This is a genomic window from Solibacillus kalamii, assembly GCF_002174535.1.
Classification (GTDB): Bacteria; Bacillota; Bacilli; order Bacillales_A; family Planococcaceae; genus Solibacillus; species Solibacillus silvestris.
On sequence record NZ_NHNT01000007.1, the window covers coordinates 1 to 19,140 of the forward strand.

General features: G+C 32.2%; 22 protein-coding genes and 1 other annotated feature. Of the genes, 4 read left to right on the plus strand and 18 right to left on the minus strand.

Annotation, left to right across the window (positions count from 1 at the left end; all coding sequences use genetic code 11):
- Positions 1-116: IS3 family transposase (locus CBM15_RS10945; RefSeq protein WP_140405563.1), on the plus strand; the 116-nt coding region annotated here is incomplete at its 5' end.
- Between the two features lie 248 nt (positions 117-364).
- Here the strand turns inward: CBM15_RS10945 and CBM15_RS10950 are convergent.
- On the minus strand, positions 365-1,189 hold the full coding sequence (locus CBM15_RS10950; protein ID WP_087617533.1) for an inositol monophosphatase family protein: 825 nt from the start codon (positions 1,187-1,189) through the stop codon (positions 365-367).
- A gap of 301 nt (positions 1,190-1,490) precedes the next feature.
- On the opposite strand from CBM15_RS10950, the gene CBM15_RS10955 reads away from it, so the two are divergent.
- Positions 1,491-2,027 (plus strand): carbamoyl-phosphate synthase small subunit, encoded by a 537-nt coding sequence (locus CBM15_RS10955; protein WP_087617534.1) that lies wholly within the window; start codon positions 1,491-1,493, stop codon positions 2,025-2,027.
- Positions 2,028-2,309: 282 nt separating this feature from the next.
- Here CBM15_RS10955 and CBM15_RS10960 read toward each other — a convergent pair whose 3' ends face one another.
- From CBM15_RS10960 to CBM15_RS19285, 5 genes are all read right to left on the minus strand, one after another.
- Positions 2,310-2,942: a hypothetical protein gene (locus tag CBM15_RS10960; protein WP_087617535.1), complete on the minus strand. Its 633-nt coding sequence runs from the start codon at positions 2,940-2,942 to the stop codon at positions 2,310-2,312.
- A gap of 144 nt (positions 2,943-3,086) precedes the next feature.
- Complete coding sequence (locus CBM15_RS10965) at positions 3,087-3,605, minus strand: GNAT family N-acetyltransferase (protein ID WP_087617536.1); 519 nt, start codon at positions 3,603-3,605, stop codon at positions 3,087-3,089.
- 303 nt (positions 3,606-3,908) lie between these two features.
- A complete protein-coding gene (gene metG, locus CBM15_RS10970) occupies positions 3,909-5,549 on the minus strand; it encodes a methionine--tRNA ligase (protein WP_087617537.1) in 1,641 nt (546 codons plus the stop codon).
- 46 nt (positions 5,550-5,595) lie between these two features.
- Positions 5,596-5,830, minus strand: a binding site (T-box leader).
- A gap of 168 nt (positions 5,831-5,998) precedes the next feature.
- The gene (locus CBM15_RS10975; RefSeq protein ID WP_239534811.1) at positions 5,999-6,625 is read right to left on the minus strand and encodes a histidine phosphatase family protein; all 627 of its coding nucleotides are present in this window, start codon (positions 6,623-6,625) and stop codon (positions 5,999-6,001) included.
- A 251-nt stretch (positions 6,626-6,876) separates the two neighbouring features.
- Entirely contained in the window at positions 6,877-7,053 is a 177-nt protein-coding gene (locus CBM15_RS19285; RefSeq protein ID WP_158100207.1) for a hypothetical protein, read from the minus strand.
- A 476-nt stretch (positions 7,054-7,529) separates the two neighbouring features.
- On the opposite strand from CBM15_RS19285, the gene CBM15_RS10985 reads away from it, so the two are divergent.
- Complete coding sequence (locus CBM15_RS10985) at positions 7,530-7,712, plus strand: hypothetical protein (protein ID WP_087617540.1); 183 nt, start codon at positions 7,530-7,532, stop codon at positions 7,710-7,712.
- A gap of 304 nt (positions 7,713-8,016) precedes the next feature.
- Here CBM15_RS10985 and CBM15_RS10990 read toward each other — a convergent pair whose 3' ends face one another.
- The 7 genes from CBM15_RS10990 to CBM15_RS11015 all read right to left on the minus strand — a co-directional run bounded on the left by CBM15_RS10990 (position 8,017) and on the right by CBM15_RS11015 (position 13,060).
- The gene (locus CBM15_RS10990) at positions 8,017-8,409 is read right to left on the minus strand and encodes a hypothetical protein (RefSeq protein WP_087617541.1); all 393 of its coding nucleotides are present in this window, start codon (positions 8,407-8,409) and stop codon (positions 8,017-8,019) included.
- Between the two features lie 670 nt (positions 8,410-9,079).
- Entirely contained in the window at positions 9,080-9,394 is a 315-nt protein-coding gene (locus CBM15_RS10995) for a hypothetical protein (RefSeq protein WP_087617542.1), read from the minus strand.
- Positions 9,395-9,597: 203 nt separating this feature from the next.
- Positions 9,598-9,744: a hypothetical protein gene (locus CBM15_RS19375; protein ID WP_193433789.1), complete on the minus strand. Its 147-nt coding sequence runs from the start codon at positions 9,742-9,744 to the stop codon at positions 9,598-9,600.
- Between the two features lie 201 nt (positions 9,745-9,945).
- Positions 9,946-10,365 carry a FosM family fosfomycin resistance protein gene (fosM, locus tag CBM15_RS11000; RefSeq protein ID WP_239534810.1) on the minus strand — a complete coding sequence of 140 codons (420 nt, stop codon included), beginning with the start codon at positions 10,363-10,365 and terminating at the stop codon, positions 9,946-9,948.
- Positions 10,366-10,566: 201 nt separating this feature from the next.
- Positions 10,567-11,610: a DUF4030 domain-containing protein gene (locus CBM15_RS11005; protein WP_087617544.1), complete on the minus strand. Its 1,044-nt coding sequence runs from the start codon at positions 11,608-11,610 to the stop codon at positions 10,567-10,569.
- Positions 11,594-12,112, minus strand: coding sequence for an RNA polymerase sigma factor (locus CBM15_RS11010; RefSeq protein ID WP_087617545.1), 519 nt, complete (start codon positions 12,110-12,112; stop codon positions 11,594-11,596). Before CBM15_RS11010 ends, CBM15_RS11005 begins: the two co-directional genes overlap by 17 nt.
- A gap of 480 nt (positions 12,113-12,592) precedes the next feature.
- Positions 12,593-13,060 carry a hypothetical protein gene (locus tag CBM15_RS11015; RefSeq protein WP_087617546.1) on the minus strand — a complete coding sequence of 156 codons (468 nt, stop codon included), beginning with the start codon at positions 13,058-13,060 and terminating at the stop codon, positions 12,593-12,595.
- A 372-nt stretch (positions 13,061-13,432) separates the two neighbouring features.
- Between CBM15_RS11015 and CBM15_RS11020 the strand changes: the two genes are divergently transcribed.
- Positions 13,433-14,668 carry an IS110 family RNA-guided transposase gene (locus tag CBM15_RS11020; RefSeq protein ID WP_087617547.1) on the plus strand — a complete coding sequence of 412 codons (1,236 nt, stop codon included), beginning with the start codon at positions 13,433-13,435 and terminating at the stop codon, positions 14,666-14,668.
- Positions 14,669-15,060: 392 nt separating this feature from the next.
- Here the strand turns inward: CBM15_RS11020 and corA are convergent, their stop codons facing one another.
- From corA to CBM15_RS11045, 5 genes are all read right to left on the minus strand, one after another.
- Positions 15,061-16,014, minus strand: a complete 954-nt coding sequence (corA, locus tag CBM15_RS11025; RefSeq protein WP_087617548.1) for a magnesium/cobalt transporter CorA — start codon at positions 16,012-16,014, stop codon at positions 15,061-15,063.
- A 150-nt stretch (positions 16,015-16,164) separates the two neighbouring features.
- Entirely contained in the window at positions 16,165-16,830 is a 666-nt protein-coding gene (locus CBM15_RS11030; protein WP_087617549.1) for a hypothetical protein, read from the minus strand.
- 227 nt (positions 16,831-17,057) lie between these two features.
- Positions 17,058-18,017 (minus strand): threonine ammonia-lyase, encoded by a 960-nt coding sequence (locus CBM15_RS11035; RefSeq protein WP_087617550.1) that lies wholly within the window; start codon positions 18,015-18,017, stop codon positions 17,058-17,060.
- Between the two features lie 99 nt (positions 18,018-18,116).
- Positions 18,117-18,332: a hypothetical protein gene (locus tag CBM15_RS11040; protein ID WP_008408990.1), complete on the minus strand. Its 216-nt coding sequence runs from the start codon at positions 18,330-18,332 to the stop codon at positions 18,117-18,119.
- 120 nt (positions 18,333-18,452) lie between these two features.
- The gene (locus CBM15_RS11045) at positions 18,453-18,920 is read right to left on the minus strand and encodes a GNAT family N-acetyltransferase (protein ID WP_087617551.1); all 468 of its coding nucleotides are present in this window, start codon (positions 18,918-18,920) and stop codon (positions 18,453-18,455) included.
- Positions 18,921-19,140: the final 220 nt, after the last annotated feature.

Here is a 19,140-nt window from a genome sequence, read left to right on the forward strand (position 1 = left end):
ACTTCAAGCTTGAACTTGAATTGTATATTGAATATTACAATCACAAACGTATTAAAGGAAAATTAAAAGGATTGAGTCCGGTACAATACCGAATTCAATCCTCCGAAGCTGCTTAACTTAATAATGTCTAACTTTTTGGGGTCACTTCAATTCAAGAAAAGCGCCCGATTGTTGAACATTAATTTAACCCTGGTTCATTAAATTAATAACTTCTACATGCAAATAAGCAATTTTAAAAAAAAAAGAAGGTTCCACACATTGGAATACCTTCTGAGTATAAGTTTTATATTAAATTCTGTAACATTTTTCTTATTAAAGGAATTAATCCGAGCTCCTTCTTTAATCTAGAATTTATTATCTATTTTTAGACAATATCAATTAATGCTTTAGTATGACTTAATCCTTCACTTACCATATTTAAGAAATACTCTTTATTATCTGGATGGCAAGCAATTAGATAAGGTTCATTGCTCATACCTGTAAATTCATTTCCTTGGAAGTCAATTACAATTCCTCCAGCTTCTTTTACCATAAGTACGCCAGAATACAAGTCATCGCCTTCAGAATTATAAAGGATAATTCCGTCTATATCACCTTTAGCAAGCATACACCATTGCAGCGTTGGAGCCCAGAGCCTCATCATCCTTTTACAATTTACATCGATATATTGCCGTAATTTCACAGCTTTTTCTTCATTCTGAACTCTGTGACCCTGTATCCAAGCAATAGTAAATTTTTTAGGATTATCTCTCTTTTTAATTTTTAATTCTACATTATTACAGAATGCACCATCGTTCAAACTAGATATAAATAACCTATTTACCAAAGGTTCGTATATAACTCCAAGAACTGGCTCGTGTTTATACAAAAGCGTTATAGAAGAAGAAAAAACCGGTAATCCAATAGCAAAATTATTAGTACCGTCTAATGGGTCTACTTGCCATAACCAATCACTTTCTATGCCATTATCTCCTGCTTCTTCACTATGTATTTTATGTTGAGGGAAAACACTGGTTAATTCGTTCAATATTAACTCTTCTGCTAAAAGGTCAACTTCAGTAATTAAATCCCCATAATCATCTTTCTCTTCCAAATTAGTAAATTTATCAAAACGTTCTTTTGCTATATTCCCTGCATCAACTACTACCTTACTCGCAACTATCCTAGCTTTCTTTAATATTTCTTCCATATGGACCCCCATTAATCAATATATAAATCCCCTATATTTTTCTTTTAGGCTTCCCACCCATTTATTTTATTCTATAAAAGTAAATAATTTCCTTTAAAATTAAAAACTTGAATACAACTAATTTGTGTTAGACCTTACTCCACAATATGGCCCTGAAGAATCGCGCCCGATTGTTGCATAAGGGTGGCATCAGATTTAACCATTTACAATGTTCAGCAAAAAGATGTTACCAAACTCGGTTTGGAGACGTTCTTACTTAATATTAAATTTGGTATTATTGAAAAATAGAGGAGGGTTATCTATGAGCTCAGAAGATAAAAAAATTCAAAAAGAACTTACAACGGAAGAAAAAAGTATGATTCTTACTGAAATAAACAAAGTATTGAACAGTGGCTTCCGAATATTAGGTTTTGATGGTGGAATGGCATTTCCACATTATCCATATTACTCATATTTCAGTGATTCTGATAAAGAATTGAGACGGTATTCTATTGGTGCATTTACTATTTGGCTTGGCTATTGGAATACAGGATGCAGTTTCCCTTTTACTAAACAAAGTGAGTTATATAAGTATATTAAAGCTTTAGTTGAATACCAGGAAGAATTTGAAAAAGATTTCCCCGTATTATTTAATTATATTGTTTCCTTTCTAATAGAGCTTACCGAAAATTATGGTTATGGGGAGGAAACACGTATGAAACCATATATTATTAATATTGTTAAGGAAGATTTTCTCAGTAAAAAATCATATTATGAAGAAAAATATAGAAATAGAATAAATTTTATTGAATTCCTTAAAGAGCTTAAAGTTGAGGATTATGATAAACCATATGAATAAAATACACATCGGTTTAAATGTAAATAAATACACCTTGTAAATCCTTACTTTAAGATTAAAGGATTTATCCATTAAATTTTGCAGCATTCTGTTCCCTTATTCAACTTTACTGTTCGTAAATGAAATTACAAACCTTATCAAACCTTCTATTGGTAACATTTATAAAGAATGTTATTTATGGCCCTATAACGGAAAAACGCGATCTTCTTATTGAAGAATCGCGCCCGATAGTTGAATAGTGAAAAACTTATAAACCTAAATTCCCACTTAGCATCAAAAATCCTAATTAATCACTTTTCCATTCATTTTCACTTTAAATTTATAAGTGTCAATATTAGATACCGAATTCAATTTCTCTGAATGTAAGATTTCATTCGCCTTCTCTTCAATTTCTAGTGCAACTTTACGTGCATTTTTATCCAAATCTTTTATCGAAGTATGAACGATAATAATTTGCTGAGTATCAATACTTATATGATCCACTACTTGATAATTCCTAAGGCCTTTCATTAACATCTTAAGTATTAACTGGTGTTCTTTATTGATAATTTCATCTGTATCACCAATCCAATCCCATCTTTCAAAAACTATAATATAATCTTCTAATTCAGTATTTTTAATGACACCTTTTGCAATGAATTCAATGTCTATTTGTACTGACTTTAAATATTTTTCGTCTCCTACTACTTGTATGACCAATTCTTTGTTTGGAGTCGTTTTGACGTCAACCCCTACATATTTCTTATGGAGCTTTACCATTAACTTTTTCAATATAGAATCTTCTATAGTATTTAAAGGTTCTAGTTCTTCTATTTTTTCTTTGGAAGAATCAAATAGGAAAGGGATATTTAACAAGTTAAACGATGTTATTCCTACTATAAATATTCCAGCAGTTATCAATATCCTTTTTGACATATAACACCTCCTCTAAAGAAGGTATGTCCCTTGCTCCAAGAAAAAAACTTGGAAAATGATCAATTCATTAAGAAAAGCGCATTTCTTGTTGCAGAAAAGCGCACGATTGTTGAAGATTGTTATTTAACTAAAGCACCCGTTAGTTCAACAGGACGAAATATTCAAAGCATAATAAACGAAACTTAACCTCTGACCATTCATTTCAAATTCTTCACTACTAATACCTATTCTCTCAAATCCATTTTTCTCTAAAACTCTTTGAGATGCTATGTTATTAGTTGTTGTTTTGGCTTTAATCTGTTTTACGTCTTCGTCAGTTACTGTTTCTACCAATATTTTTAATGCTTTACTAACAATTCCTTTACCAGTATGTGCTTGCCCCACCCTGTAACCGAGGTGACCAATTTTATCATATTCATCAATGTCCACTAAATTTATTCTTCCTAGAATTGAGCTATCTTTATCTTTAATTAAATAGAAACATGAACCTCCAATAGCTTGTAATTCAAGTAAAGCTTCAAGTCTTTTTTTAAAAGTCTCAGGCTTATAGTATTCATCTCCACGCGTCGGTACCATTTCCTCGAAAAAAGTTCTGTTTTCAACTTCAAAATTAAACAAATCTTCTGCGTCTGTAACATGTAATTTTTCAATGAATACCTCCATTTGTACAAACCTCCATTCAATAGATTTATTCTTCTATCTCCCACTTGTGTTCTACCAACCCAAGTAACCTAACCATTTAAACTAACCTGCCTCGTTAGTCTAAGTACAATCCTTCACAAACTTATCTATATTATAACAAAAATATCCAATTTCTCATTAAAGGTTATTCCACAATATGGCCCTATAATTAAATAATGCACTTTTCTTATTCAAGAAAAGCGCACGATTGTTGAATAAAACTTTAAAATAATACAATAAAATGAGAAGTACATAATACAAACTAGTTTTATTGGTTGTTTAAACTTAAATTCGTTTAGATGCTTCTTCTAATTTTTGAAGTTCTTCTTCTATTTTTTTTACATCAATCCTTTCATATAGGGGTTCTACATTATTTAGTTCAGTTGGTAAGTCAGCAACTTCATCCCATCCGTTTAAAGAGGTACCTAACATTTGACGAATCTTTTTACAACCGAAAGGTAAGAAGGGATGTAATAATTGAGCTAAATTTTGAATAATGTAAACACAAGTTGCAAGCGTTTCTTCACATTTTTCAATTTGATTATTAACAGTCGTCCATGGTTGTTCTTCATCAAAGTAGCGATTTGACGTACGAATAAAGTTAAAAATAGCTTCAATTGCCTGTTTCATTTCACCTGATTCGATATGTTCCCCAACTTTTGCATATAAGTTTTCCACATCTAATTTAATACTGTTGTTTACTTTTGCTTGAGGGACTTTGTGATTAAAGGATTTTGCAATGAATTTCAATGTTCTATTCACAAAATTGGCAAATGCACCTAATAGTTCACTGTTGTGACTGTAGATAAATTCTCGCCAAGAAAAATCGGCGTCACGATTTTCTGGAGCATTGATTGTTAAAAAATAGCGAATCGAATCTGGATCATAATCTTTTAATATTTCTGGTACCCAAACTGCCCAATTTTGACTTGTTGAAAGCTTTCTTTTCTCTAATGTTAAATATTCATTTGAAACAATATGTGTTGGTAATCCCTCTTGACCAAGACCCATTAAGATTGCTGGCCAAATTACTGTATGAAATGGGATATTATCTTTGCCATGAATATAATAGGAAACGGCTTCTTCATTCCACCATTCGGAAACATCTTTCCCATTTTGTTTTGCCCATTCTAAACTTGCTGTATAATATCCTGCTACTGCTTCGATCCAAACATAGATTTTCTTTCCTTCAAAACCATCTACAGGTACTGAAATACCATTAGGTAAATCCCTTGTGACAGCCCTATCTGGTAATCCTTCAGTTAAATAACGTTTAGTTAACTGTACGGCATTCTCTCGCCATCTTCCTTCTATAGATGCTTCATTAACAAAGTTCTCTAATTGCTGTTGAAAATGACTAAACTCATAATAATAATGTTCAGTTTCTCGGATTTCTGGCTCATTTCCGCAAATTTTGCATGTTTTATCTTTCAAGTCAAGTGGATCTAGAATGGTTGAACAATTGTCACATTGATCTCCACGTGCTTTTGCCCTACAATTTGGACATGTTCCTTCCACAAATCTGTCTGGTAAGAATTGATTATCTACTGTACAGTATGCTTGCTCAATCCTTTTTTTAAATAAAAAGCCATTCTCTAAAAGCTTTAAAAATATATTTTGTACAGCTTTATGATGATGTGATGCATCAGTTCTTGTATATAGATCATAAGTAAATCCTAATTCATTGAAGCATTGTAAAAATTCAGTGTGATAACGATCCGCAATTGCTGTTACTGTAGTATTTTCTTGATTTGCCCGTATTGAAATTGGCGTACCATTACAGTCACTACCTGATACATAAAGCACCCTTTCACCTTTTAAGCGATAATATCTTGCCAAAATATCTCCTGGCAAAAGTGCTGCTACATGACCTAAATGCAAAGAACCATTTGCATAAGGCCAAGCGCCTCCGATTAATACATTCATTCTATGTTTCCCCCTTATAATAAAAAAAGCCCTAATCGCAAATTGCGATTAGGACGAATTATCTCGTGGTACCACCTAATTTTACAAATAGCTTACACTATTTGCCTCTGCAAGTACGAAGTCATACTGCCGCTGTTGTAACGAGTGCTCATCTCGTCGTAGCCTACATATCGGTACGAAGCTCAAAGGCCATGTTCAGTAAATTCGTTTTGCTTCATTTCCACCATCAGAAGCTCTCTATAAAAACTCCAATACTTACTCTTCCTTATCAACGCTAAATATTACAACTATAATTTACCACAATGGTCAAAAAAGTCAAAATATTTTATTTGAGTTTGCTCCACAATATGGCACTATAACGGAAAAACGCGATCTTCTTATTGAAGAATCGCGCCCGATAGTTGAAAAACAAATCGATTTCTAAAAAGATACATTCTACAAGAAATTGTCTAAACCTCATTAACACTATCTAGGTGTGAAATATCACCTTCAGATTTTACACGATACACTTCATTTTCTATTTCTACTATTGAAAGACTTGTGTCATGTATAAATGGGGGCGTCCATAAATCCTTAACAGACTTTCCATTTACATGCATAAGTAACGATTTTAGAATAACGGAATGAGTAATAACCAAAATATTCCCATTATTATGTTTTGAAGTTATGTAGTTTAATACCTTGATAGCCCTGTTTATAAGTTGCTCAAAGGTCTCTCCACCAACAGGCTCATAAAGTGCTGGATTTTCCCAAAAATATTTAAACTGTTCAGGATAAAAATCCTTTATCTCATCAAGAGTTTTCCCCTCCCATTCACCTAAATTTATTTCCCTAAGGTCTTCATTAGTATTAATAGCTAAATTTCTTTTCTCTATAATTAATCTTGCTGTCTCGATGGTTCTTTCACTTGTACTTGTGTAAGCAGCAGCAAATTCTACACCTTCTAACTTTTTTCTCAATGCAATTGCGTTATTTACACCTTTTTCAGTTAAAGCTGAGTCTTCCCAGCCCTGCATTTTTTTTTGTACATTCCATTCCGTTTGACCATGTCTAACCAAATATAATCTAAGCATCATATATTCCACCTTTCCTCAACTTTTCTAAATATATTGTACACCAAATTACCATCCAATTAATGTAAAATCCGAGAGGCGTTTTATTCAACAATATGGCCCTTTAACAGAAAAACGCGATCTTCTTATTGAAGAATCGCGCCCGATTGTGGAATAAGTATCAGCTTAAGTTAGCTAGTTTAATGAAATTTGAACATTTTACCAATCTGGTTCATCATCAGAATCACTCACTTTAAGAGTAAAAGCTTTGGGATTTAGATTGTTTTTTTAACTAATTCATAGAAGATTGATTTTATCTCTTCTTGCTCTAATTCTGTAGCTTCTTTGTTTAATAAGATAATTTTCATCTGAATATCTTCTTTAGATGAAGCAGCAATTAAAAGACGATATATATAACCTTTTTCCGATAATTCATTATGCACATGATTCACGATTGCATTATCTCCATATAGGAAATTCTCCATTTCCACAGAACTTACTTTAGGTGGAACTTCAGATGCTGTTCCTTTTGACGAAGAGTTATTGATAAATAAGAAGGTTCCTACAATTAAAATTACTACGGCTCCGACTAAAGCAATTCTATCCCTTTTCAGTTTATACACTTCCTTTTTTAATCTAAGGATATGACTGAATAAAAGGAAATAAACTTACTTGATCTTTACAAATGAAAATAGACGCACTCCTTGTTAAAGAAGGTACTGCACCCGTTTGTTGAATAAGGGGGATTTTATACATTTACAAAGTTAAACAAAGATGGTTTCAAATGATGGTTAGGTAACGTTATACTTTAATTAAAACCGCTTTAAGTACATTTAAAGGAATGCAAGAAATTCTCCAAGAAGTATTATGTTAGCGACAAAAACACTGTTCACTCAGTGTAAGATAGTAATTAAAGGAGGACAAATTATTGAGCAAAAATAAACAAAATAAAATTCAAATGCAAAGAAAAGTGCAAGGTTTATATAGGGAAATAAAACAACAGCGTAAGGAAGAAAAAAATAATAGCAAAATTCGTATAGTCGTTGTTGATATTTGTGTTGTATTAGGAATTTTAATTCTTTTACTGAACGCATTTATTAAAGAGTTCTAGTGTACTTAAACTAGAGCGCTTTGAAAAAGCCTTTTGGATTTGGTGCTTCCTCAAAAAATTTGTTCAATAATCTGGTCCTATAACGGAAAAACGCGATTTTCTTATTGAAGAATCGCGCGATTGTTGAAGTTCGTTATTCGGCTAAAATGGAGTTTAATGCTCTCCATTTAATTGTAATTTAAAAACAATACAGACAGTATCAATTAGGGACTGAGTCCATGTTGTTACTGCTTTTTGTCCTTTTTAAGCAATTAAGGCTATTTGTTCCCTTCTTGTAAAAAAAGACTATTGTTAGAAATTTGATTTACTCTACTATAATAGTTGAGATAATAGGGACTCCCATGGAACCTAGTCCCTCATATGTACCATAAACTGTTATCTCAGCACCATATTTTGTGTCAGCTAAAGCGTAATTATCAATTCCAAACATACCCGGTTCTTCACCTTCTACTGTAAGTACAAATTCAAATTCAAGACTTTCTTCTGTAACTATTCTAGATACAATACCTTTTGAGAAAACTTTAGTACCAACTTCAACTTTATTTTCGTTAACGTCTACAATATCTAATTCAATTGCTTCATTTTTTAATTCTGCCTGTGGTGATTCAACTTCAATTGGTTCTGTGACTGTTTTTGCTTCTTCGCAAGCTGTAAGTAGTATTACTGATAATGCCCCTAAATATAATAATTTTTTCATATGTAAACCCTACCTCTCTTGTTCTATTTTAGGATAATATTTTTAGATGTATACAAATAAACCATTTTTGTAACAAATTTACTATCTCCGACTTCACTTGCTCCTACTAAACAAGTCAATAGATATTCTCATACTTATAAACTCCTCAATAAGTAATTTCCCCAAATTTATTATTAATGTTATACAATTAAATGGCTGGCTCTGTAACGGAAAAAAACGCGATTTTCTTATTGAAGAATCGCGCCCGATTGTGGGAGTTTGTGTCCCCCAAGTAAGATTTTTTTAGTGTGAATTAACTTGACCTGCCATTAATTCTACAATATTCTTTAAATATGCAGATATAAAGAAACTATTTATAGCTAAAATGACCAATGCGATTGCAATAATGTATTTTGTTAGTTTGTCCAATTTTATATTCAACCTCTCGTACTTTTAACTTAAACATCATTATCAAGTTAGATTTTGTAGATTGTTCTAATATACGGTTATTCTTCTATAACCCCGTAAATAAATTTTCTACACCTTTGTTATTGTAGCAAAATTCTAGGTTATTGATTGTTAATAATTCTAATACTCACGTTATTCAACTATATGGCCCTTTAACAGAAAAACGCGATTTTCTTATTGAAGAATTGCGCCCGATTGTGGAATAACAGTAGTCATAAATAATTTATTCTTTTTGATTTTCTATATGCTCAATTTGTTCTAAAACCCAGGATTTATCTCCTTCTTTTGAATACAAAGAAAAATACTCTTTATCTTCCTCAATTAAGTTCCATACCATTTCTTCTTGAACTTCAATCTTAAATGCTTCTTCTTTAGTTTGATTATTCGGATCGTATGCTTTAACCCAATACTCTTTATAGTCACTTGAACGCCCCTTTTCAATAACAATCAACATCGACGTAGTTGATATGAAAGGTCCTCCACAAGATGCGAGAACTAATAAAGCGACTGTAATCATCAAAATTGTAGCTTTTTTCATGTACTCCCCCAATATTTAAATTTTCATCTTAATTCCAATATCTCTACCAGTCAATTTAAGAATACTTTTTAACAATATCTTCTAAATTGTAACCTAGATAACTAGGTTGTGTTCAATTATATGGCCCTATAACGGAAAAAACGCGATCTTCTTAGTGAAGAATCGCGCCTGATTATCAAAGAATAGTCATCAACTAAAATAATTTATAACAGCCATTCAAATATTTTAGCAATTAAAAATAAGGGTAAAGCGACTAAAGTAAAACCAGCAATGAAGTAAGAAATGTAGTATAAAGTTGACTTTAATATATCAAAGACTGCGCCTGCAAAGTCATCAACAAATTTTAACATTCAATCACTCCACCTTTAGGTATCAGGTATTTAAAATTATTATAAAGCAAACTGTATAATTTATCTATAAATAGAAAAACACACATTATTTGATGTTTGGTACATTTTACTAAAGAAGGTTATTCAACAATTTGGCCCTTTAATTGAATTAAGCACTTTTCTTACTCAAGAAAAGCGCACGATTGTGAAATATGAATCGTCCTACTCAAAAAATTCCATATGTGTTTTGTAGTGTTTATAATAATCCAATCTATCCTGTAATGTACCTGTATGAAATTCAAATTTATGCCCATCTAGGTCTGTAAAATAAATAGACTTTTTATCTCTTTCATCTCTCTGACGACCTGATAAGATATTTACATTTAATTTCTTTAGATTGTCGTAAATATTATCAAAATCTTCTTCTCTAATCGAAAAGGCAATATGTGTGTAGGATTGGTGTATCTCATTACGGGGTATGTCTTTTTCAATATTAAGAGCAAACCACATTCCATTAACATCGAAGTAAGCAGTTGTCCTACCCTTTACTAATAATTTAGCATCGAATACATTTTCATAAAACTCAATTGAACGTTCTAAATCAGAAACTGAAAATAAAAAATGATTAACTCCTTGTATCAATATTTTTTCACCTCAATAAAACTTTGCTTTTCTTTCATTATAAAAGAATACATTCTTCAAATAAATGGCCCTTTAACAGAAAAAGAGCCACTCTTTATTCAAGGAAAGCGCCCGATTGTTGAAGAATGCTAGCCTGTTCCTTGTTTCAAAATCGCACCCGATCGTTGTATATGATAAAGAAAAAAGAGTTTTAAAACATTGTTAGTTTTTTATTTTAATAAACGATTCATCTCCATTCTTTAATAGGAATTGAATGGTATATTTATCATCTTGAATTGCTTCTTTCGTTTCCGGTAAAGATAAATAATCTTGAACAGCTACTTTTATTTCTTTTACAATTTCTTCTGAAGGTGGTTTTTCAAAATCTGTTTTTATTGAAACATAGGAGTGTCCTTTCCTCACCTTATAGGATAACCCAGACACTTGGTAAGTCGACTTCCCAGCCATTGCATTATATATATCAGATGAAATACCACCCCAACGACTATCTTGAAGACGGTGATCTAAGTTAAAAGTATTTACTTCAATGTCCTTAACATCTAAATCCTGTGATTCTATTTCCTTTTTTATATCCACTACAATTTCTTTGGACTCTTTAATATGGTCAGGCATGTCCAGTGTAACAATATTGGAGAACCAAGTTTGATTCAGTCCTGCTAATTCAAAATCCGCTTCTTTGGCATACCCATATGATGCGAATACTTCCTTCACAATCTCCTGTACCTTTTCGTACGTGTTATCAGTTTTCGGACGTGGTGGTGCTTCAGTTCCTTCTGAAATCTTTAATTTATATTGGTCATAGCCATTTTCATATAGATAATTTGTTAACTTCGGCGCAAGATCATCCTTTGCCTGTTTTAAGGTAGAACCTTTCAAAATGAGTGATATTTCAATTGTATAGGGAGAAGGTGTGATTCCTACAAAACTGTAAATGTATCCTTCCTGTTCGACTAATTCTGCAAGTTGAGATGTTAAACCTGGATTATTCTGACCCTCTGAATAGCTTGGAGTAATAGAAATAGGTAATATCCTCTCCGCTATAGTTGCCATTGTCGGGGAATAGAACGGTAGAGCTACGATAAATAGTATACAGACCGCAATAGCAATCCAAACGAACTGTTTAATATTACGTTTTTTACTTTGATGTGCATTCTGTAAAATCTTACGTTTAAGTTGATATTTGGAATTCTCGGTTACCTTTAGATCTTCTCTCAGTTCACTAAATTGTTCATCTGAAAATTTCACTGGAAAACCCTCCTTTAATCAATTCATTTTTCAATTCAACTAACGCTCTTTTTAACGTCATTTTTACTTTACTTTCTGACCAGTTCAAAATTAGAGCGGTTTCTACTGTTGAAAATTCTTTTAACTTCCTTAAAATAATCACATGTCTATATGTAGGTTTTAGTTGTTGAATGGCTCTGTATAATTGTTCTGTTTGAAAATTCATTGCTACGATTTGCTCTGGTATTGGTTTATAATCTTTCTCTTCTATTGTTAAACCTAAAAAATGTTGTATCGGATGTTTTTTACGGAAATAGTCCCTTGTCACATTATGTGCGATTGTAAATAGCCATGTTTTCACAGAAGATTTATGTTCAAATTGCTGTTGATTGCTATAAGCTTTTATAAATGTTTCCTGTGTTAAATCCTCAGCTTGTTGATAGTCCCTAACCATTAAAAGTATATAAGTTAAAACAGTTTCACCGTATTCTTCAATCCATTCGGTTAATTCATCTTGTTCCAAAGCTGCTCCCTCCTTTTTCTATCTACTTAGACGTAAATAAAAATGAACTCGTCACGTTATAAATGAAAAATAATGAAAAAATTATTTTACTATCTTAAAACAATAAAAAAGCACTTCCCTTTTATTCAAGGATAGCGCCCGATTTTCGAAGATTAAAGATTTAAAGCTGAAACATATTTAAAGCTAGCGTTAAGATAGTATTCTAATGCCCTATTGCCTTTAACCAATACCCAATATTCGTAAGCTGTATAGCTATTATTACACTAGAGAACGCGATTACAATTAAACAAATTGCTTTGATTAAGTTATAAAGTTTATCACTCAATTAATAACCCTCCCTTCATATATGAGATAGACGGAATTAACTTTTAAAAGCTCCATATTTTACCCCGTTATTCAACAATATGGCCCTATAACGGAAAAACGCGATCTTCTTATTGAAGAATCGCGCCCTTTTCTAGAATAAATCAAACTTATTTTCTATGTCTTAACCTTCCTAATTTTAATGTCTGAGCAATGTATCAGTATTTTCGTTTGTGAATGTAAGATAATTTCATGTTGTAATTTTCTTTTACTTAACGGTAAAATTTCATCGTAGCCCCATTCATCAATGCCTTTTCTGCCGCCGAAAACAATTTCATTAGGTTTATTACCATAAACATTTCTTGTGATATCAAAATCCATTAAAAACTTGCGAACGTTTAACCATTGTATTTCAAACATCCCAGCACCTTCTTCATATTGCTCAATTATCATTTTAATTGTCGTAGGGTCCTTTGTTATACCGTTTTCCTGGTTTAAAACTGTAAGAGACACAACCTTTCCATCATGGAATGAATGTCTCTTTAAAAAGTTCAATGTCTCTTTATTAAACCTCGGTAGTATTTTCTTTAATTCCTCTACATAACCCAATACATCCCAGTGGTCATCATCTACAAAGTATTTCATTCAAAACTCCTCAAATTATTCAATTTACTAACCGAACAAACTTTATTATAAATTAATTTAACTTATTATAAATTATCAATCTTTATTAAAAGAAAACATCTTATTGAAGAATCGCGCCCGATCGTATTATTAGGTCAGCCAGAAAATATTTCTGGTTGACCATTTTTTATATCGATATATGATAACGGTAGCCGGGGTAGAACGTTCGCGCCCGTGGGGCTAAGACCTCGTCCGCAAAACAGTTCACCCCCTACTTGTAGAAACATGTTTGAGGCTGGTTGGGACAGTGATCTCGTATAACAAGCGAAGCTATGACACTACAAAGAGGATTTAGGGGTTACCGGCAATTATCACTTTGAAGGAGGAATTATAATGAATCCAGTCATTGGCCTGGATGTAGCTAAAGGTGAAAGTCAGGTTCAAGCTTATTTGGAAAGAAAGAAGCCCTACAAGAAAAGCTTTAAAGTAAAACATGATCTTGATGGGTTAGCTAGTTTATTAGATTTTATTAAAGAAGTAGAAGAAATTTCAGGAGAGCGCCCTCCCCTAGTTATGGAGTCTACAGGCCATTATCACACACCAGTTGTTCAATATTTTGAGGACAAAGGTTATTTAATCATTATCGTAAATCCACTCATCTCTTATAAGACGAAAAGTTCTAGTTTACGAAAGGTAAAAACAGATATCGTTGATGCCAATCATCTCTGCGAGCTGTATTATAAAGAGGATTTAGAGCCTTATAAAAAGCGTGGCATCCAACTTGCGAACTTACGTCATCTTACGAGACAACACGATAATATTACAGGCATGTTTGTACAAACTAAACTACAATTCCAGGCAGTCTTAGATCAAGTATTCCCTGAATATAGTAATGTTTTTGGCGACTTATATTCGAATGTTTCTTTAAAAATACTACAGACTTATCCTACTTCAGAAGATATATTGAGCGCCAATAACGAAGTATTAACAACTAAAATAAAAGAATTCTGTAATTCCCGTTCTCTACAATGGGCAAATCAACAGGCTGAAAAGCTAATGACTGCAGCAGCTCAAAATCCATTTCAACAGGCTTTATATTCTAGCCTTGCCCTAAGTTTAGATATGTATATTAACATGATCTTCGAATACAAAAAACACCTATCCCTACTTGAAAATGAGATAGATGCTTTGGCCAAAAGTATTGAAGAATCGAAGATTATCCAATCAATTCCTGGTATCGGAGAAAAAATCGCTACCACGATTATATCTGAAATTGGGGAAATTGAAAGGTTTAATCACCCTAAGAAACTAGTCGCATTTGCCGGTCTTGATCCTAGTATCTTTGAATCAGGTACATTCAAAGGCACTTACAACCGAATAACCAAAAGAGGCTCTAGCAGACTACGGCAAGCTTTGTATATGGCTGTTAAATGTGCAATTCGTGATTGTCGAAAACAGAAAACTACAGATGAAATCCTTCCTCGTAATAAGAAACTACGGGCGTTTTATGATAAAAAACGTGAAGAAGGAAAACCATTTAGAGTAGCTGTAATAGCTTGTGCAAACAAACTCTTACATTGGATTTATGCACTATTAAAAAACAAAACTTCTTTCCAAGACATAGCTTGATTTAACAATTTAACCAAGCAAACCTAAACTTTCCAAATCAAGAATTTGGACGGTTATTTGGCATGCACAAATTTAGTATAACATGATATTTTTATTATTTTTAATGAAAATTATTGACAACTATTAGCTGGTTTTGTTGAATATCAAAAACTCCAAACCTGCAAAGTAGTTCCTAAGTTATTTTGCTAAAGCTATCCGTTAGTTGACTTATTCTATTAGCGTATGACCGATAACTACTTTGGTGTTTGGGTCAATGAGGATTAAAGGTGTACAATTACAACATTCTCTTTGTCTTCAGGCCCTTTAATGGAAAATCACTTTCTTTTTTTAGGAAAGTGCACTTACAGAAGATTCTTAGAAGGCCATATAAAGTCACCTAAGCAACCTATTTATTATTTAAACCAGCCTTTTCTCTTAAACCAGATAAACATGGATACTCCCAGTATCCCCATAATTCCAAGCGTAAGAAAATAACCGTAACTCCACGTTAGTTCAGGCATATTTTCAAAATTCATCCCATATATCCCTGCAATAAATGTTAAAGGAGCAAAAATAGAAGTTATAATTGTCAGAACTTTCATTACATTATTTGTTTGATGTGAATTCAATGAGAGATAGCTGTCTCTTATATCAGCTGTTAATTCTCTATCAGTCATAATTGTATCTGATAGTTTTAGAAGGTGATCATAAATATCAGAAAAGTATTCCCTTCTTTGATTTACCCTGTCTAAATGATGAGAATTTAGCATACGGTAAAGTAAATCACGCATTGGATTAACTGTATGCATTAAATTTAATAACTTGTGTCTAGTATCGAATAGTTCAGCCAGTAGGAGGTTCATTGATTTATGATTTATGTTACCTTCAATTATGTCTAAATCCTCTTCAATCTTATATATTATTGGGAAATAATTATCTACTATCTTGTCCAAAGTTCGATAAAACACATAAAAAGGGTCCCATTTTTCAATATTTTTTTGCAACACCCTTTTCCAAACCTCATCTACTTCTATTGATGGTGTCAGATGAAATGTAACAATGTATTTTTCTCCAACAAAAAAATTTAATTCTTCTTTTATAATTTCTTTTCCTTCTTCCCGAACTATATGTGTAACAAAAAAATTATGATCATTGAAATAATCTAATTTAGGCCGTTGGAGTCTGTGTATACAGTCCTCAATAGCAAGGGGATGAAAATTAAAAGTATGATCTAAATGCTTAATTTCTTCTTCAGTAGGTTGATTAAAATCCACCCAAAACCATTTATAAATAGAAAAATCTATATTTCCTATAGAATTTTCTGTTTCCAAATTATTCTCACTCGTAATTCCGATGAAATTTATCATTGTATGAACACCTTCTTAATAGTTATTTTGATATTCATCATACGTTTCTTTAAAACTAACATGGATATCTAATAGCATAAATTCAATAAAATAAAGCGTTATTCCTATGTGGAGTAACGCTTTTAATAAATGGCTAGAGTTAATCCTTTATTACTCCTCCGAAATTTCAATAATAATTCCCTCCCTAACAATCCTTTTATTATTATAAGGAACATAACTTAATTCTTTATATTTTTCATTCCAAATAATATTTATGAAATGAGATGATTCTTTAAGAAAATAATCTGGAGACACATTCTCGAAACAATAACATTCGTTAGGGTAAGTTTCTCCACACTCAAATAATTCAAGAACATCTTTTTCGATTGCACATCCACCAATTATGAAATCATAAACAGAATACAATTCTATCAGGAAATTTGTAAAATCATTAATTTCATCATTTTTTATCCCAATTTGTTCCCATTCTGAAGCCTCAAAAATAGAACCATCAAACAAAAAATTAACCTTTATGGAATTTGAAGAGACCTTTTCTATTTGTAATGTTGCTTTTCGTTTCCTTCTTAAATAGACATATAACCTTAAATTTAAAGAATGTATGTAATCTGTTTGTGGGTCTTCTTCGTCATAAGGATAGCCTCTATCAAAAAAATCAATAATTTCTTCAATGTTCTTGTCAACAGTTTCAATTGTGTATCTGATCTTTGAAAGCAACTCTATAATATTCTGGATTGTTTTCCTTTTATTTTCTTTAATGTCCAATAAGAAACTAACTTCAAGGAAAGGGCCGCCTTGCAGCCATTGTGGAAATTCCATCCTAGTCCCTCCAAATACTTTTAATGCATACTTCAATAATACTATTTTTTTTTCAATATTCTCCTGTTAATTTAATTGCCTTGCTAACAATCTCTAACAATCTTACCTATATTTCATCGAAATTTTAAATACATTACTCCACAATATGGCCCTATAACGGAAAACGCGATCTTCTTATTGAAGAAGGTAGTGACCCCTTAAAGATAATTAAGTCTAGTCTTACGGAGTCATTTCTCACTATTTACAATGAATTGATGGACTTTGTCTAGGTCCACATTTCCGCCAGAGATAACAGTTGCGATGTTTTTACCTTGAATGTTTAGTTTATTGAACATAGCTGCTGCGATCGTTACGGCTGCCGATGTTTCTATTAGTTGTTTCGTACGTTCCATGACGTAACTAAAGGACTGACGAATTTCATCTTCACTTACAAGCACAATATCGTCTAGATATTTCATAAGTACAGGGAAGGTTAGGTCACCCGGCTGGTTAGTTCTTAATCCGTCCGCAATGGTCTGACTAACAGGAATTGTGGTGATTTTTTTACTTTGTAATGATAGGTATGTATCATTAGCAAGCTCAGGTTCTACCCCAATTACTTTTATTTTCGGGTTAGTTTCTTTAATGGCTGTTAGGATTCCCGATATAAGTCCACCACCACCAATCGGGACAATGATTACATCAACATTATCCACCTGTTCCAAAATTTCCAATCCAATAGTTCCTTGCCCTGCCATAATCAATGGGTCGTCATAAGGTGGAATGTATACGCCGTTTTCTTGATTTGCAATCGCCTGTGCTCTTGGTATACGTTCTCCGGAAGTAGTCCCGCACATTTCCACCTTACCACCATAAGTTTGGATTGCGTTAACCTTACACTTACTAACGTTTTCAGGCACTACAATGGTTGCCGGGACTCCGTATTTTTTTGCAACATAAGCAACGGCTTGACCGTGATTACCTGATGATGCTGCTGTTACAAACTTCGCACCATTTTCAATCGCATGAATAATTTTATTACTTGCTCCTCGTATTTTAAATGAACCTGTTTTTTGTAAATGCTCTGATTTTAAAAACATTTGATTCCCGCATATTTCAGAAAGTTGCCTTGATTGTAAAATTGGTGTTACATACGCTATATCACTAATTCGTTCTCTGCCATCTTTCACATCTTTTAAAGAAATCATGTTGTTAATCCCTCCTATTTAACTGCAATAACAAAATCAATCTCAATCGGCCTTTAATTTGGGAACGATTATTTATATTTTATTGTATGTATAAACATTTTAAGCTTTTGATATTTTAATTAATTTTATTAAGCCTACACTAAATATCAAAGTCCCTATTAGCATAAACGAATGGATGAAACCATTTAAAATTGGTACATACTCTCCTGTTAAGTTTCTCTCTGCATAAATAATTCCAACAGCACTATATGCTAACGGCGTGCTTACCAAAACTAAAATTAAACCAAAAATAAAATACCATATGGATTTTTGCATTGCTCGTACCTCCCTTCTCCATTCATAAAATAATATTTCAACAGTTTATAATGTTAACCCTTCAAAATGCCCCAAAGCTTCGTTTGGTAATTTTTCATATTAGAGTACAACAGCCTACCGTTAGTTCAATACCTTCTTTAAATCTATTCTCTGGTAAGTTTTATCATAAGAAGATCCATCACTATCATAAAAAATTGCTTTCTTTATATATGGTTCTGATATAGTTTCATAACTGTGCTTTTTAATTAACTTAACCATCTTAGGATTCTCTATCGGATCAACACTCACGTATATCTCCGTATAACCTAAATTCCTTGCGATATTTTCCCTGTATCTTATTAAATCTGAACCGATACCATTTCCCCGATAATCCTCTTTTACATAAAGGTCGCTTAATTTGGGATGTAATGTACCTTTAATCTTAAGCAATCCAAAACCTAATATAAGTGAATTTTGTTCAGCAATTAGCAAATAAATTTCTTTATTCATAAATTTCTTTAAATAATGAATAAATAAAGCTCGATTATTTCTAATACTACATAAACCAGACAAGTCGTTTTCATTTGCAAACCTTATAATGTATCGCATTATAACTCTCCTTTTTTACTGACTTGTTATATAATCCTGCGCGATAGTTTAAGTACATTACTTCACAAACCTAATTAAATTTTAACATAAATATCCAATTTATTCTTATTAAAAGTTATTCAAGAAAATGGCCCTATATCGAAAAAACGCGATCTTCTTATTGAAGAATCTCGCCCGATTGTGGAATAACACGAATAATTTCTGATGACTTGCAAATGTG

Excerpts from the sequence above, each read along its gene's own strand:
- CBM15_RS10950 (WP_087617533.1), bottom strand. The coding sequence starts at position 1,189 with ATGGAAGAAATATTAAAGAAAGCTAGGATAGTTGCGAGTAAGGTAGTA.
- CBM15_RS10955 (WP_087617534.1), top strand. The coding sequence starts at position 1,491 with ATGAGCTCAGAAGATAAAAAAATTCAAAAAGAACTTACAACGGAAGAA.
- CBM15_RS10960 (WP_087617535.1), bottom strand. The coding sequence starts at position 2,942 with ATGTCAAAAAGGATATTGATAACTGCTGGAATATTTATAGTAGGAATA.
- CBM15_RS10965 (WP_087617536.1), bottom strand. The coding sequence starts at position 3,605 with ATGGAGGTATTCATTGAAAAATTACATGTTACAGACGCAGAAGATTTG.
- metG (WP_087617537.1), bottom strand. The coding sequence starts at position 5,549 with ATGAATGTATTAATCGGAGGCGCTTGGCCTTATGCAAATGGTTCTTTG.
- CBM15_RS10975 (WP_239534811.1), bottom strand. The coding sequence starts at position 6,625 with ATGATGCTTAGATTATATTTGGTTAGACATGGTCAAACGGAATGGAAT.
- CBM15_RS10990 (WP_087617541.1), bottom strand. The coding sequence starts at position 8,409 with ATGAAAAAATTATTATATTTAGGGGCATTATCAGTAATACTACTTACA.
- CBM15_RS10995 (WP_087617542.1), bottom strand. The coding sequence starts at position 9,394 with ATGAAAAAAGCTACAATTTTGATGATTACAGTCGCTTTATTAGTTCTC.
- CBM15_RS19375 (WP_193433789.1), bottom strand. The coding sequence starts at position 9,744 with ATGTTAAAATTTGTTGATGACTTTGCAGGCGCAGTCTTTGATATATTA.
- CBM15_RS11015 (WP_087617546.1), bottom strand. The coding sequence starts at position 13,060 with ATGAAATACTTTGTAGATGATGACCACTGGGATGTATTGGGTTATGTA.
- CBM15_RS11020 (WP_087617547.1), top strand. The coding sequence starts at position 13,433 with ATGAATCCAGTCATTGGCCTGGATGTAGCTAAAGGTGAAAGTCAGGTT.
- corA (WP_087617548.1), bottom strand. The coding sequence starts at position 16,014 with ATGATAAATTTCATCGGAATTACGAGTGAGAATAATTTGGAAACAGAA.
- CBM15_RS11030 (WP_087617549.1), bottom strand. The coding sequence starts at position 16,830 with ATGGAATTTCCACAATGGCTGCAAGGCGGCCCTTTCCTTGAAGTTAGT.
- CBM15_RS11035 (WP_087617550.1), bottom strand. The coding sequence starts at position 18,017 with ATGATTTCTTTAAAAGATGTGAAAGATGGCAGAGAACGAATTAGTGAT.
- CBM15_RS11040 (WP_008408990.1), bottom strand. The coding sequence starts at position 18,332 with ATGCAAAAATCCATATGGTATTTTATTTTTGGTTTAATTTTAGTTTTG.
- CBM15_RS11045 (WP_087617551.1), bottom strand. The coding sequence starts at position 18,920 with ATGCGATACATTATAAGGTTTGCAAATGAAAACGACTTGTCTGGTTTA.